Below are 13857 nucleotides of genomic sequence, written 5' to 3'. Positions count from 1 at the left end.
TGCAAAATTTACATTGCAGCAACGGAACACGTATTTTATTTCACATCACGCTCCAAATATTCGCTATGTGTTTTCATATATTGATATCAACAGATAAACATCATGCTTCGTAAGGAGTTTAAAAATGAAAATTAATAAAATTCTATTCAGTGCAGCAATTGCCGCTTCAGCACTTACTATGACTGCAACACATGCAGGTAATAGCACCAATACTGCATTAACATCTGCTTTAGGTGGTGTTGTTGGTGCAGCAATCGGTAACCAAGTTGGCGGCCAAACTGGCGCAATGATTGGTTCAGCAATTGGTGGCGGTGCAGGTGCAGCAGCATCGGCAAACAAACGTGACCGTAATGGTGCCATCATCGGTGGTGCACTTGGTGGCGCAGGTGGTTATACCGTAGGTAAAAACATGGGCGGCACAAACGGTGGTTATATCGGTGCTGCACTTGGTTCAGCTGGTGGTTCTGCACTAGGTAAAAAAGTGTCTGAAGACCGTCGCTATGATGATCGCTATGACCGTCGTTATAACAACCGTGGCTATCGTACCAATAATTACAGCTACAACGACCGAGGCTACCGTGGAGACAATGGTCGTCACTTAGGTTGGTACAAAAACGGTAAACGTTAATCGATATATTTCAATGAAAAAAATCAGCACCTTCGGGTGCTTTTTTTTGTTTATAGAAATATGTTCATAAAAAACTTTAGATATATCTAAAATTAACTTTTTTACAGCGTCCCACCACCATATCGAATTTATTCGATATACATTAGGCCATTTATATCGTATTATTTCGATATAAAGATCTCTGAGAGAAAACATGCGTACTCTAGCCGATACAAAATTTTCAATACTTGAACTCGCACCTGTTCGAGATGATAAAACCATCGAATTTTCACTCAAACATGCACTCCAGTTAGCGCAGAGAGCAGAAGAGCTTGGCTATGAACGTCTATGGTTAGCCGAACACCACAATATGGACGGCATCGCAAGTTCTGCAACTGCGGTTTTACTTGGTTATCTCTTAGCAAATACACAATCTATCAAGCTCGGTTCAGGCGGGATTATGTTGCCCAACCATGCGCCTTTAGTTGTCGCTGAACAATTTGGCACGCTTGAAACGCTATATCCCGGCCGTATTGAACTCGGCTTAGGTCGCGCACCGGGTACTGACCAAACCACCATGCGCGCTTTACGCCGTGGGCGTCAGGAAACCGAAGATCAATTTCCACAAGATGTCCTTGAGATATTGCAATACTTTAAAGCACCTGAACCACAGCAGCGCATCATTGCCACACCGGGACAAAATACACATGTTCCTGTATGGCTTTTAGGTTCAAGTCTGTTCAGTGCACAACTCGCTGCACGTTTAGGTCTACCCTATTCATTTGCGTCACATTTCGCACCACGCATGCTTGGACAAGCGATTCAGCTCTATCGTGAGACTTTCCAAGCATCCGAATATTTAGATCAACCTTATGTTTCTATGGGCGTACCAACGGTTGTCGCCGAAACAGATGAAGAAGCAGAATATCTGGCAACGAGTGCTTATCAACGCGTTTTAGGTTTAATGCGCGGTCAAAGTTTAAAACTCAAGGCTCCAGTCGACAGTATGCAAGGCTTATGGTCTGCTGCAGAAAAGCTGTCTGTTGATAATTTCTACGCTATGGGACAAGTCGGTTCAAATGCAACCGTTCGAGCGGGTTTAGAAAACCTACTCACCAAATATGACGTTGATGAATTTATTTTCACCTGCGACATTTACGATACCGATAAGCGCATTGAAAATTTCGAACGTTTAATGCAAATCAAAAATGATCTAGCTTAAGACTCTAAGCTTGATGATTTAATCCAAGCGTTTGATCCGTCTAAAGCCAGAATTGCGATTACGTCTTTTGTGGCTCTTTTAGACGGATACAATCGAGAACAATGCTTTGGCTAACATTTACTAAAGCTACACTTAAAAACCATCATTGCCTCAACGAAATAATTGCTTTACTCATTTTTATTACTGTATAAATATTAAACACAAGCAAAACAAAGAGAAAAATAAGCAGATGAGCCAATATATTAATAAACCCACACCCGCATTTATCGCAGCAAGTTGGTGTGCACTGATCTTAGGCGCTGTGGTGTTTTGCATAGGTTTATTCAATGCAAATATGATGTTGAATGAAAAAGGCTTTTATCTCATTTTATTGCTCTATGGATTATTTTCATCGGTTTCACTACAAAAAATCATTCGTGACCGTTTAGAAGGAATGCATGTCACTGCAATCTACTTCGGACTTTGCTGGGCATCCGTCATTATTTGCCTTGTACTTCTTGCCATTGGCCTTTGGAATGCTGAACTGGCATTAAGTGAAAAAGGTTTTTACATGATGGCTTTCCTAATGAGTTTGTTTGGTGCAGTTGCTGTACAAAAAAATATTCGTGATATGGACTATTTACGTACACACACCGACCAACCCGAACTTAAACATTCAACCACGAGTCAGCTTGACTATAACTCACCAGATGATGAACCACTTTAAAACTCACAAAATTTATAGATCTCAAAAGCTGTTCATGCAGGTCGCTCATTGTTTTATCGATCTGCTTGAGCGGTTAATGAACTACAACGCATAAAAAAATCAGTTCACTCCTAGAAATGTATAAATGACAAGGGCCAAGCAAATCAATTCTAGACAAATTGCATGACTCATCAGACTGAAAAAACGCTTTACCCCAACTGGCCCATCACAGAATATATTCCTATCTAAGACTCAACTAAAAAAAGAAAAGACAAGGAATAAATATGGCCAACAAGCAGGATGCAACCCACCATATTTTTAATAATCATCTAGAAGATTTTGAACACTTTCGTGGAACGATAATCGGTTCAGAACAGATCAAAGATTATGATTTTAAGAATCAAAAAATCGCCATTATTGGGATAGATCAGCATGTGGTCTCTGAACTACATCATCTATGTCAGGTTGCAGATAACATCATGGTCTATCAAATCAAACCGCAATTTGTTTTACCGCGAACTGAACGTCTACTGAATAAATTAATCCAACATCCACTGATTGCAAAAAATCGACGTTTATTTAGCAATCGTATTAAGAGTATTTTGGCGATTCGCTTTTTAGAAGATCAAGTGCCGAACAATTGGTTAAGACATTTACTCAGTCCAAATACCGCAATTCAGAACAAAACCTTCCTAAAATCTGATCATTATTATGCAGCATTACAGCAGCCAAACTGCATCTTAAATACTTGGCCAATTGCGAATATTCAGAATAATTCAATCACGGCTTTAGATGAGCATACGTTTGAGTGTGATGTCATTGTGCGCAGCGAATCTAACCAGCCTAAAGAAAAGTAATTACATTGCAATTATTTTCACATGACAATTACTAGAATTTATCCGATTGATCAAAACTCACAACACCAATAGCCATCTCTGGTGGCTTTTGCTAGATCCCCTACGTTATTGAATACTTCTATTCGGTAAGGCTAAGGATTCTTAAAAATCCATAAATGAAAATAGCTTTAATCGTGCTACATGCTTTTTCAGCGCTCAGACTTAAATCATGCCTCCGACCTGCATCATCAGCTACAGTTCATTTATAGAAGTGCGATTTTTGAATAGTTATGATCAATTCTTCATGAAAATTTTATTTCAAACCAATAAATTTTCAGTCTCTTAATTTTGTCTTACACAACTCTTTTAATGACTAATTATAAGTAGGAAAATTTATACCGATGCTCATATTCAGCCGACATTTACTTATGTTCTAATCTATATTCAATAAGAAAATAACTGCTAAAAATCCAATTTTAATATCACTTCATATCTGCTTTTAAAGCCTAAATAGTCTCAATTCGAGCATTCCCCACCCACATCAATTAAATAAATGATGCCATTTCTTGAGATTTAACACCTAAAAGCGACTGTTTGATTATTTTTTATTCTATTTTCTGCCTATTTTTTTAGCATTTAAATCAGTATTTTTTAAAATTATGATCAAATATTAAACTGTATGTGCTAAATCTAGTATATACACTACTCTTATCAAGTAGATTATTAAGGCTTAATTCATAGATAAAAACACAGCAATACACGGATTATTTTAAAAGATTGAAGCTGTCAATTAGGCCATATTTTATAAATTTTCAGCCAAAAAAATTCATCAAATTGGTACACATTTGAATACAGAATTTGCTTAAATTTTAAGTCTAAATATTGAGGAAAATTTTCATCAATATCTTAAATATTTATCATTCATTAAAAGTATGACAAACCAGAAATTAATACTATTTTTATATAATTTATACAGTAATTTATTATCATTAAAAGAGCCACCGAAGTGGCTCAATTTACACTTAACCAATGCGACGTTTCAGTCCTGTCATTTGTAAAACACGTGTTGAAATTTCTTCAATCGACATTTCCGACACGTTTAAGTATTTAATTCCTTCTGAAATATAAATACCTTCAATCGCACGTAGTTCCATTTGGCACTGACTAAAACTTGCATAACGGCTATTGGCCTTACGTTCTGAACGAATTGCTACAAGGCGCTCTGCATCAATCATCAAGCCAAATAACTTATGTTTATGCTCACGTAAAACTGCAGGTAAACGGTTGTCATCCAAGTCTTCTTCTGTCAACGGATAGTTCGCTACACGAATACCAAATTGCAAAGAGAGATAGATGGAAGTTGGTGTTTTACCCGAACGTGATACCCCGATTAAAATTAAGTCGGCTTTATCATAATGACGAGTACGTGCCCCATCATCGTTATCTAAAGCAAAATGCACCGCATCAATACGTGCTTTATAAGACTCAGAATCTGTTACTGCATGGGTTTGACCGACTAAAGTCGTAGGCGCAGTACCTAACTCGTCAGACAGTTTACTAATAAGCCCTTCAAAAACATCAAGATTTATCGCATTTGCAGTATTAATAATGTCACGTACATACGGGTCTACAAGGGTATCAAACACCAAAGGCTTTTGACCGTCTTGCTGCGCTCTAAGATTGATCTCTGCAACCACATTTGTAGCAGCTTCTTCAGAGGTAATATATGGAATAATATGAATGTCAAAATCTACATGAGGGAACTGGGCTAACAGTGAATGACCAAGCGTTTCTGCGGTAATCGCTGTCCCATCCGAAACAAAGAAAACACTACGCTGAATCTGTTTACCTTCTGACATTAAAATTCTCCTCCAAAATTTGTCTTAGTGCTATATAATCTTTATAGTAAACCATCTTACATGACTGTCACTTAGTAAATTTAGAATGCTAAGTAATTTGTTATAATTTCATGCCAAGATAGTGATTAATACTGCAAAAGTGGAGTAACAACTTTGGAAGCGCGCGTAATTGGTCTAGAAAAATTAGGGAAACACGACGTAGAACTCGTGGGTGGTAAAAACTCATCATTAGGTGAAATGATCAGCCATCTAGCAAATGCTGGTGTATCTGTTCCTGGTGGTTTTGCTACTACAGCTCAAGCATATCGTGAATTCCTCGAGCAAAGTGGCCTAAACGCTAAAATTAACGCTGAACTTGCTGCACTCAATGTTGACGATGTAAATGCACTTGCTGAAACTGGTGCGAAAATCCGTCAATGGATTGTAGACACTCCGCTGACTGCTGAACTTGAAAAAGAAATTCGTGAAGCTTTCACAGCTCTTTCAAACGGCAACCCTGAAATCGCGGTTGCCGTTCGTTCATCTGCAACTGCAGAAGACTTACCAGACGCTTCATTTGCAGGCCAACAAGAAACTTTCTTGAACATCCGTGGTATCGATAACATCCTTGTTGCGATTAAAGAAGTATTTGCTTCACTTTATAACGACCGCGCAATTTCTTACCGTGTACACCAAAACTTCGCACATGACGTCGTTGCGTTATCTGCTGGTGTTCAACGCATGGTTCGCTCTGAAACAGGTGCTGCTGGTGTAATGTTTACACTTGATACAGAATCTGGTTTCCGTGACGCAGTTTTCATCACAGCATCTTATGGCTTGGGTGAAATGGTTGTACAAGGTGCAGTTAACCCTGACGAATTCTATGTATCTAAACCACTTCTAAATGCAGGAAAACACGCTGTATTACGTCGTAACCTTGGTTCTAAACACCAAAAAATGATTTATGGTGAAGAAGGTGCTGCGGGTAAATCAGTGGTTGTTGTAGACGTTGAAAAAGCAGATCGTCAACAATTCGCTTTAAATGACCACGAACTTCAAGAACTTGCTAAACAAGCATTGATCATTGAAAACCATTACGGTTCAGCAATGGACATCGAATGGGCGAAAGATGGCGATGATGGCCAAATCTATATCGTTCAAGCACGTCCTGAAACTGTGAAGAGCCGTCAAAATGTAGGCACAATGGAACGCTACCTTCTTAAACAAAAAGGTAATGTGATTTGTGAAGGTCGTTCAATCGGTCAACGTATTGGTTCTGGTCGCGTGCGTATCGTGACTTCAATCAAAGAAATGGACAAAGTTCAAGACGGCGACGTACTTGTATCTGACATGACTGACCCAGATTGGGAACCAGTAATGAAACGTGCTGCTGCGATTGTCACTAACCGTGGTGGTCGTACTTGTCACGCTGCGATTATTGCACGTGAACTTGGTGTTCCTGCAATCGTAGGTTGTGGTAATGCAACTGAAGTATTGATTGACGGTCAAGAAGTGACTGTGTCTTGCGCTGAAGGTGACACAGGCTTTATTTACGAAGGTTCTTTGGACTTTGAAATCCAACGCAACTCTATCGAATCTATGCCTAAACTTCCGTTCAAAATCATGATGAACGTAGGTAACCCTGACCGCGCATTTGACTTTGCTCAAATTCCTAACGAAGGTGTTGGTCTTGCTCGTCTTGAGTTCATCATCAACCGTATGATCGGTGTACACCCTAAAGCATTGCTTAACATTGACAGCTTACCACGTGAAACTCGTGCTGCTGTAATGTCACGTACTGCAGGTTATGCATCTCCTATCGAATTCTATGTTGAAAAACTAGTTGAAGGTATTTCTACACTTGCTGCAGCGTTTGCTGACAAACCAGTGATTGTTCGTATGTCTGACTTTAAGTCAAACGAATATGCAAACTTAATCGGTGGTAAGTTATACGAACCTGAAGAAGAAAACCCAATGCTAGGCTTCCGTGGTGCTAGCCGCTATGTGTCTGACAACTTCCGTGACTGCTTCGAACTTGAATGCCGCGCACTGAAAAAAGCACGTGATGAAATGGGCTTAACTAACATTCAAATCATGATTCCTTTCGTACGTACTGTTGCTGAAGCGAAACGAGTTATTGAATTGTTAGCGCTTAACGGTCTTAAACGTGGTGAAAATGGTCTTAAAGTGATCATGATGTGTGAACTTCCAACTAACGCATTGTTGGCTGAACAGTTCCTTGAACACTTCGACGGTTTCTCTATCGGTTCTAACGACTTAACTCAGTTAACACTCGGTCTAGACCGTGACTCTGGTATCGTTTCTCACCTATTTGATGAACGTGATCCAGCCGTTAAAGCACTTCTTTCTATGGCAATCCATGCTTGTCGTAAAGCTGGCAAATACGTAGGTATTTGTGGTCAAGGCCCTTCAGATCACCCTGACCTAGCTAAATGGTTAATGGAACAAGGCATTGAGTCTGTTTCGCTTAACCCAGACTCAGTATTAGACACTTGGTTCTTCCTTTCTGAAGAAAAAGCTCAACAAGCTTAATAAACTGTGTTAAAAAAAGACCCACATGTGGGTCTTTTTTTTTATTTATACTTTTACAGACGTTTTTTGAGATTTTAGTTTTATGCAGATTTACTTGGCACGAAATAACCAACAAGCTGGTCCCTACACCTTAGAACAACTTAACCAAATGCTCGCGAGCCAACAAGTGTTACTCACGGACTTGGTTTGGCACCAAGGTATGACCGAATGGAAAGCTTTGGGTGAACTCACTCAAGGTCAGTTGGTTTATATGCCTGCAGGATATACTGCACCAACAGCATTCGAATCAAATCAAACTGCAACTACGCCATCAAATACCTATGCACAGCCTCAAGCGGTACAAGAGCAAACTAGCCTAGCTAGTATTCCTAAACGTGTTTTGGCGAAAATCGTCGATTTACTGCTTTGGATACCAGCAACTTTTATCTTAACGGCATTTTTTAGTCCAAGTGAAAAGACACAATTTGCAAATCTGAATGAACAGTTTATGCAAGCTGTGATGACCCCAAATGCTGACCCCAATGTTTTACAAGCACTACAAACACAAATGGTTGAAATGTTTCCCAACCAAGCTTGGATTGCAATGTTTGCGTATCTCTTCATTATGCTTTTCATTCAAGCATATTTGATTGCTAAATCAGGTCAAAGCATTGGTAAAAAAATCACCAAAATTAAAATTGTAGATGCCGAAACCAGTCAACCTGTAAACCTCATGCGTGGCTTCACTTTACGCAGTGTTTTATTTATTTTCCTGAACTTTTTATCAATGCCATTAAGCGTAATCATCGATTCCGTTTTCATTTTCGGCAAGAAGCGTCAAACCTTGCATGACAAATTGGCAAAAACCAAGGTAATAAACCAATAATTTTCACTTTTATTCAGGGATGATTTTTTCATCCCTTTTTTGTGCATTATATTGAAATTAAAATAAAATTTAGATAAAAAAAATACAATCCTGACTAGCAAAATAGGGTTTTAATACAGTCATTTAAAGCATCTTTATGTATAGCTTAGTTTGCCGATATCAGGCATAATGCCCTACAACGTAGCGGTGTCGCATCATTGTGACTGTTTTTTCATGTCTGAAAAAATCACAATCATGCGACACTTTATTCGCTATCCCAAATTTTAAATTTAGGGAATGGGACTCTTCACCGAGGTTGTAAAATGAGACAAACAATTTTAGCTGTATTGTCTTTATCTGCGATCGCTGCACTCTTAACTGGGTGTGGTGGTGATATGGTACTTCTAAACTCAAAAGGTCCAGTTGCTGAAGGTCAATCAAACCTCATGCTTACTGCGATCTACCTAATGTTGTTGGTCGTTATTCCATCAGCACTTATGGCGTTATGGTTTGGTTGGAAATATCGCGCGTCAAATAAAGATGCAGACTATAAACCTACTTGGGCACACTCGACTGCAATTGAAGTTGTAGTTTGGGGTATTCCCGTAATTATTATCGCTATTTTAGCTTGGTTAACTTGGTGGGGTTCCCACAAGTATGACCCTTACCGTCCACTCGAGTCAGATAAAGCTCCTTTAACTGTTCAAGTTATTGCTGAACAATTTAAATGGATCTTCATCTACCCTGAACAAGGCATCGCGACTGTAAACGAGATCCGCTTCCCTGAGAAAACTCCTGTAAGCCTTCGTTTAACATCTAACTTCACAATGAACTCATTTTTCATTCCGGCGTTAGGTGGTCAGATTTATGCTATGGCAGGTATGCAAACTCACTTGAACTTATTAGCTGATGAAACTAGTCCTGCTGAAGGCTTCCGTGGTTTCTCTTCTAACTATTCAGGTTATGGCTTCTCACAAATGCGCTTCCGTGCACATGCTGTGACTGATGCTCAGTTTGCTGAATGGGTTTCTGCTGTTAAAGCTGGTAATGGTTCTTCAGTGAATCCACAAGCAGTTCAAAAAACTGTTTTAGACCAAGCTGAATTTGCAACCTTACGTGACGGCAACCGCTCTAAACACCAGATCGAAGTTTTAGTTGCCAAAGCAACTACTCCTGAAGAGAAGGCTCTAGCTGAAGCAATGAAGCCTTACCCTACTAAGCCACACCCAGTGACTTACTATTCTTCAGTTGAACCTAAATTGTTCGAATCAGTGATCAATAAATACATGAGTAACTACCACGGTGCTGATCATACAGCTACTGTTGGACACGAAGCAGCTGCTTCTGAAGCTCATGCAGGCGTTGAACATGCGACTGTTGCAGGGGAATAAGACATGAGCTTATTAGGTAAGTTAGGACCAGATGCAATTCCACACGACCCAATCGTGTTGGTTACTGTTGCAATGATGATCCTTGGCGGTATCGCAATTGTTGCTGGTATCACCTACTTTAAAAAATGGGGCTACTTGTGGAACGAATGGTTCACATCTGTAGACCATAAAAAAATTGGTATCATGTATATCCTCGTGTCAATTGTCATGCTTGTGCGTGGTTTTGCCGATGCGATTATGATGCGTCTTCAACTGTTCCTTGCAAAAGGTGGCGGTGAAGGTTACTTACACCCAGAACACTATGACCAGATCTTTACTGCCCACGGCGTAATCATGATCTTCTTCGTAGCAATGGGTCTAGTTGTTGGTTTAATGAACGTTGCTGTACCACTTCAAATTGGTGCGCGTGACGTAGCATTCCCATTATTAAACTCTCTAAGCTTCTGGTTATTTGCCGGCGCTGCGGGCTTAATGATGGCTTCTCTTGCAATTGGTGAATTCGCTGCAACAGGTTGGATGGCTTACCCTCCACTTTCTGGCATCGAATACTCTCCAGGTGTAGGTGTAGACTACTATATCTGGGCACTTCAGGTTTCTGGTCTAGGTACACTTCTTACTGGTGTTAACTTCTTCGTTACCATCATCAAAATGCGTGCGCCTGGCATGAAACTTATGGACATGCCTATTTTCACTTGGACTGCATTAGTTACTGTAGTGCTTATCGTTGCAACTTTCCCAGTTTTGACTGCAACTATTGCAATGCTTTCACTTGACCGTTACTTCGGCTTCCACTTCTTTACAAATGACATGGGTGGTAGCCCAATGTTGTATGTAAACTTGATTTGGACTTGGGGCCACCCAGAAGTTTACATCTTGGTATTACCTGCTTTTGGTATTTACTCAGAAGTTACTGCTGTGTTCTCACGCAAAGCGTTGTTCGGCTACAAATCTATGGTGTACGCAACTGTAGCAATTGGTGTTCTTTCACTGGTTGTTTGGGTTCACCACTTCTTTACAATGGGTGCTGGTGCCAACGTTAACGCGTTCTTCGGTATCATGACCATGATCATTGCGATCCCAACTGGTGTGAAAATCTTCTCTTGGTTATTCACCATGTACAAGGGCCGCATCACCTATACAACTCCAATGCTTTGGACACTTGGCTTCCTTGTGACTTTCGGTATTGGTGGTTTAACAGGCGTATTAATGGCAGTTCCACCAGCGGACTTCTTAGTACACAACTCTTTATTCCTTATCGCTCACTTCCATAACGTAATTATTGGTGGTGTAGTGTTCGCGATGTTCGCGGGTATCATTTTCTACTGGCCAAAAATGTTTGGTTGGAAACTAAATGAAACTTGGGGTAAAGCAGCGTTCTGGTTCTGGTTCTTCGGTTTCTACTTTGCATTCATGCCACTTTATATCCTTGGTTTCATGGGTATGACTCGTCGTTTGAATACATATGACAACCCTGAATGGGATCCGTACTTAGCGATCGCTTTATTTGGTTCTGTATTGGTTGCTATCGGTATCTTCTGTTTTGTTATGCAAATTGTTGTTGGTTTCCTTCAACGCAAAGACAACATGGACGTTACTGGCGATATCTGGGATGGTCGTACTCTTGAGTGGGCTACTTCATCTCCTTCACCATTCTATAACTTTGCTTATCTTCCAAAGATCAATGGTATTGATACTTTCTGGACTGACAAAGAAAATGGTGTTGCATACGCTAAACCAACTACCTATGAAGACATCCACATGCCAACAAACCGTGCGGCTGGTTTCGTAATTGCAATGTTTATTACAGTTATGGGCTTCGCATTAATCTGGCATATTTGGTGGTTAGTAGTTGTTACTTTCATTGCTGCAATCATTAGCTTCATCGTTTCTTCTTTCACTAAGAAAGTGGATTACTATGTTCCTGCTGCAGAAGTTGAACGTATCGAAAACGAACGCTATGCGCTTCTTGAAAAACACTTGAAGAAGGACTAAGACAATGGCTGAAGTACTTCATCACGACAACCACGGACATGACGAGCATCATCATCACGATGATACTGACATCACTGTCTTTGGTTTCTGGACTTACTTGATGAGTGACTTGGTTCTTTTCGGGACACTCTTCATCGCGTTCGCTGTATTAAGTAGCCACGTTCCAGTGGGTACGCCAAGTGCACAAGAGCTGTTTGGTGAATCTTTAGGTTTCGTTTTAACTGAAACTTTCGCCCTTCTTATCTCTTCTGTAACTTTTGGTTTTGCTGTTCTTGCAGCATACAAGAAAAATGTTGGTCAAGTTTTAACTTGGTTAGCAGTTACTTGGGTATTTGGTGCAGCCTTCATTGGCATGGAACTTTATGAGTTCAATCATTTAGTTCATGCTGGTCATGGCCCAAGCACAAGTGCGTTCTTATCTGCGTTCTTTACTTTAGTTGGTACGCACGGTATTCACGTAACTTCTGGTTTGGTATGGATGCTTGTGTTGATGTTCCAAATCAAGAAATATGGTTTGACACTTCCAAACACTCGTCGTCTTGCTTGCCTAAGCTTGTTCTGGCACTTCCTTGACATCGTTTGGATCTGCGTATTCAGCGTTGTTTACTTGATGGGAGTTATCTAATGAGTCACGATCATAACTCTGCTGGTGCAGCTCACGGTAACGTTAAACAATATACAATCGGTTTTATCCTTTCTGTTCTACTTACCGTAATTCCATTCGGTATGGTAATGGCAGGTGGTTTTAGCCGCGGTCTATTGGTTGCCGTAATCGCGATTACTGCGGTTGCTCAGGTTCTTATTCAGTTAGTTTACTTCCTGCATATGAACTCTTCTTCAGAGCAACGCTGGAACGTGATTGCATTTGTTTATACAATCCTCACAATTGCTATCCTTTTAGTAGGTTCTGTGTGGATTATGAACTACCTTCACTTCAACATGATGATCTAAACTGGTCGTCATGCTGAAAAAGTATTTATTCCTGACTAAACCAGGAATTCTCTTTGGTAACTTTGTTACCGCTTTGGGTGGCTACTTTGTAGCTGCCCAAGGTTCTGTAGATTTCCTTCTGTTGCTTCTTACCCTCTTAGGCACCCTCTTTGTGGTCGCTTCTGGATGTGTTGTCAATAACGTTATTGACCAAGACATCGACTCAAAAATGCAACGCACACAAAATCGTGCGATGGTTAAAAAATCAATCTCGATTCCTGTTGCTTTAGTTTTTGCTTTAGTTTTAGGTGTAATTGGTTTTAGCATTTTATGGTTCTGGGTAAATGCTTACGCTTTTCTTTTTGCTGTTATTGGTTTTGTCGTATACGTTGGTTTTTACAGCTTATGGACAAAACGAACAACAATTCATCAAACCATTATCGGCAGTCTTTCTGGCGCAGCACCACCTGTAATCGGGTATACGGCTGTTGCAAACCAGTTTGATTTAGGTGCATTACTGATTTTTATTGGTTATGCATTTTGGCAAATGCCTCATTCTTGGGGAATTGCTGTTTACCGATTTGATGATTACAAAAATGCAGGTATTCCAATTTTACCTGTAGCTCGTTCAATTCACCGTACCAAAGTTGAGTCTTTGGTTTATGTGTTTTTGTTCTGCATTACCATGAACGGCTTATACTTTTATGGTTATGCCAATTGGATTTATATGATTGTCCTGAATGCCTTAAGTCTGTATTGGATTTATTTAACCATTCAAGGATTCAAAGCTGAAGATGATCAAGTTTGGGCAAAACAATATTTCATGTTTTCGGTCAAATTGATCACAGTGATTAGTTTAATTTTTAGTTTTACCTCCACTGCCCCTCTAAAGCCAATTGTATTTTTTTAAAGAAGATAGAGTTTTACTCTATCTTTTTTATTTCTAGGCATCTTCAATC

12 protein-coding genes are annotated in these 13857 nt (G+C 39.9%); 11 read left to right on the top strand and 1 reads right to left on the bottom strand.

Translation table 11 applies throughout. From position 1 onward, the window contains the following. Nucleotides 1-124: 124 nt before the first annotated feature. The 4 genes from MST17_RS06855 (at nucleotide 125) to MST17_RS06840 (ending at nucleotide 3371) form a co-directional block, all read left to right on the top strand. Entirely contained in the window at nucleotides 125-628 is a 504-nt protein-coding gene (locus tag MST17_RS06855) for a hypothetical protein (RefSeq protein ID WP_180026414.1), read from the top strand. 193 nt (nucleotides 629-821) lie between these two features. Continuing rightward, complete coding sequence (locus MST17_RS06850; RefSeq protein ID WP_180026415.1) at nucleotides 822-1829, top strand: LLM class flavin-dependent oxidoreductase; 1008 nt, start codon at nucleotides 822-824, stop codon at nucleotides 1827-1829. Nucleotides 1830-2058: 229 nt separating this feature from the next. Then, on the top strand, nucleotides 2059-2535 hold the full coding sequence (yiaA, locus tag MST17_RS06845) for an inner membrane protein YiaA (protein ID WP_180026416.1): 477 nt from the start codon (nucleotides 2059-2061) through the stop codon (nucleotides 2533-2535). A 263-nt stretch (nucleotides 2536-2798) separates the two neighbouring features. Then, entirely contained in the window at nucleotides 2799-3371 is a 573-nt protein-coding gene (locus MST17_RS06840; protein WP_180026417.1) for a flavoprotein, read from the top strand. Nucleotides 3372-4372: 1001 nt separating this feature from the next. On the opposite strand, the gene MST17_RS06835 is transcribed toward MST17_RS06840, so the two are convergent. Then, complete coding sequence (locus MST17_RS06835; RefSeq protein WP_078193964.1) at nucleotides 4373-5209, bottom strand: pyruvate, water dikinase regulatory protein; 837 nt, start codon at nucleotides 5207-5209, stop codon at nucleotides 4373-4375. Between the two features lie 153 nt (nucleotides 5210-5362). Here MST17_RS06835 and ppsA point away from each other — a divergent pair, with 153 nt between their 5' ends. From ppsA to cyoE, 7 genes are all read left to right on the top strand, one after another. Next, entirely contained in the window at nucleotides 5363-7741 is a 2379-nt protein-coding gene (ppsA, locus tag MST17_RS06830; RefSeq protein ID WP_180026418.1) for a phosphoenolpyruvate synthase, read from the top strand. 82 nt (nucleotides 7742-7823) lie between these two features. Then, nucleotides 7824-8606 (top strand): RDD family protein, encoded by a 783-nt coding sequence (locus MST17_RS06825; protein WP_180005233.1) that lies wholly within the window; start codon nucleotides 7824-7826, stop codon nucleotides 8604-8606. 302 nt (nucleotides 8607-8908) lie between these two features. Continuing rightward, nucleotides 8909-9976 (top strand): ubiquinol oxidase subunit II, encoded by a 1068-nt coding sequence (cyoA, locus tag MST17_RS06820; protein WP_180026419.1) that lies wholly within the window; start codon nucleotides 8909-8911, stop codon nucleotides 9974-9976. Nucleotides 9977-9979: 3 nt separating this feature from the next. Beyond that, nucleotides 9980-11968, top strand: coding sequence for a cytochrome o ubiquinol oxidase subunit I (cyoB, locus tag MST17_RS06815; protein ID WP_180026420.1), 1989 nt, complete (start codon nucleotides 9980-9982; stop codon nucleotides 11966-11968). Nucleotides 11969-11972: 4 nt separating this feature from the next. Next, nucleotides 11973-12593 (top strand): cytochrome o ubiquinol oxidase subunit III, encoded by a 621-nt coding sequence (cyoC, locus tag MST17_RS06810; RefSeq protein WP_078188581.1) that lies wholly within the window; start codon nucleotides 11973-11975, stop codon nucleotides 12591-12593. Then, nucleotides 12593-12919: a cytochrome o ubiquinol oxidase subunit IV gene (locus MST17_RS06805; protein ID WP_078188582.1), complete on the top strand. Its 327-nt coding sequence runs from the start codon at nucleotides 12593-12595 to the stop codon at nucleotides 12917-12919. The genes cyoC and MST17_RS06805 overlap by 1 nt, the downstream gene beginning before the upstream one ends. Before the next feature lie 10 nt (nucleotides 12920-12929). Continuing rightward, complete coding sequence (gene cyoE / locus MST17_RS06800; protein WP_180007909.1) at nucleotides 12930-13808, top strand: heme o synthase; 879 nt, start codon at nucleotides 12930-12932, stop codon at nucleotides 13806-13808. The last annotated feature ends 49 nt before the right edge of the window (nucleotides 13809-13857 follow it).

This window comes from Acinetobacter sp. YH16056_T (assembly GCF_024605895.1).
Classification (GTDB): domain Bacteria; phylum Pseudomonadota; class Gammaproteobacteria; order Pseudomonadales; family Moraxellaceae; genus Acinetobacter; species Acinetobacter amyesii.
The sequence above is the reverse complement of the archived record's forward strand: the minus strand, read 5'-3'. Positions and strand labels throughout refer to the sequence as shown.

Excerpts from the sequence above, each read along its gene's own strand:
- MST17_RS06840 (WP_180026417.1), top strand. The coding sequence starts at position 2,799 with ATGGCCAACAAGCAGGATGCAACCCACCATATTTTTAATAATCATCTA.
- MST17_RS06850 (WP_180026415.1), top strand. The coding sequence starts at position 822 with ATGCGTACTCTAGCCGATACAAAATTTTCAATACTTGAACTCGCACCT.
- MST17_RS06835 (WP_078193964.1), bottom strand. The coding sequence starts at position 5,209 with ATGTCAGAAGGTAAACAGATTCAGCGTAGTGTTTTCTTTGTTTCGGAT.
- yiaA (WP_180026416.1), top strand. The coding sequence starts at position 2,059 with ATGAGCCAATATATTAATAAACCCACACCCGCATTTATCGCAGCAAGT.
- MST17_RS06825 (WP_180005233.1), top strand. The coding sequence starts at position 7,824 with ATGCAGATTTACTTGGCACGAAATAACCAACAAGCTGGTCCCTACACC.
- MST17_RS06855 (WP_180026414.1), top strand. The coding sequence starts at position 125 with ATGAAAATTAATAAAATTCTATTCAGTGCAGCAATTGCCGCTTCAGCA.
- cyoC (WP_078188581.1), top strand. The coding sequence starts at position 11,973 with ATGGCTGAAGTACTTCATCACGACAACCACGGACATGACGAGCATCAT.
- MST17_RS06805 (WP_078188582.1), top strand. The coding sequence starts at position 12,593 with ATGAGTCACGATCATAACTCTGCTGGTGCAGCTCACGGTAACGTTAAA.
- cyoA (WP_180026419.1), top strand. The coding sequence starts at position 8,909 with ATGAGACAAACAATTTTAGCTGTATTGTCTTTATCTGCGATCGCTGCA.
- cyoB (WP_180026420.1), top strand. The coding sequence starts at position 9,980 with ATGAGCTTATTAGGTAAGTTAGGACCAGATGCAATTCCACACGACCCA.
- cyoE (WP_180007909.1), top strand. The coding sequence starts at position 12,930 with ATGCTGAAAAAGTATTTATTCCTGACTAAACCAGGAATTCTCTTTGGT.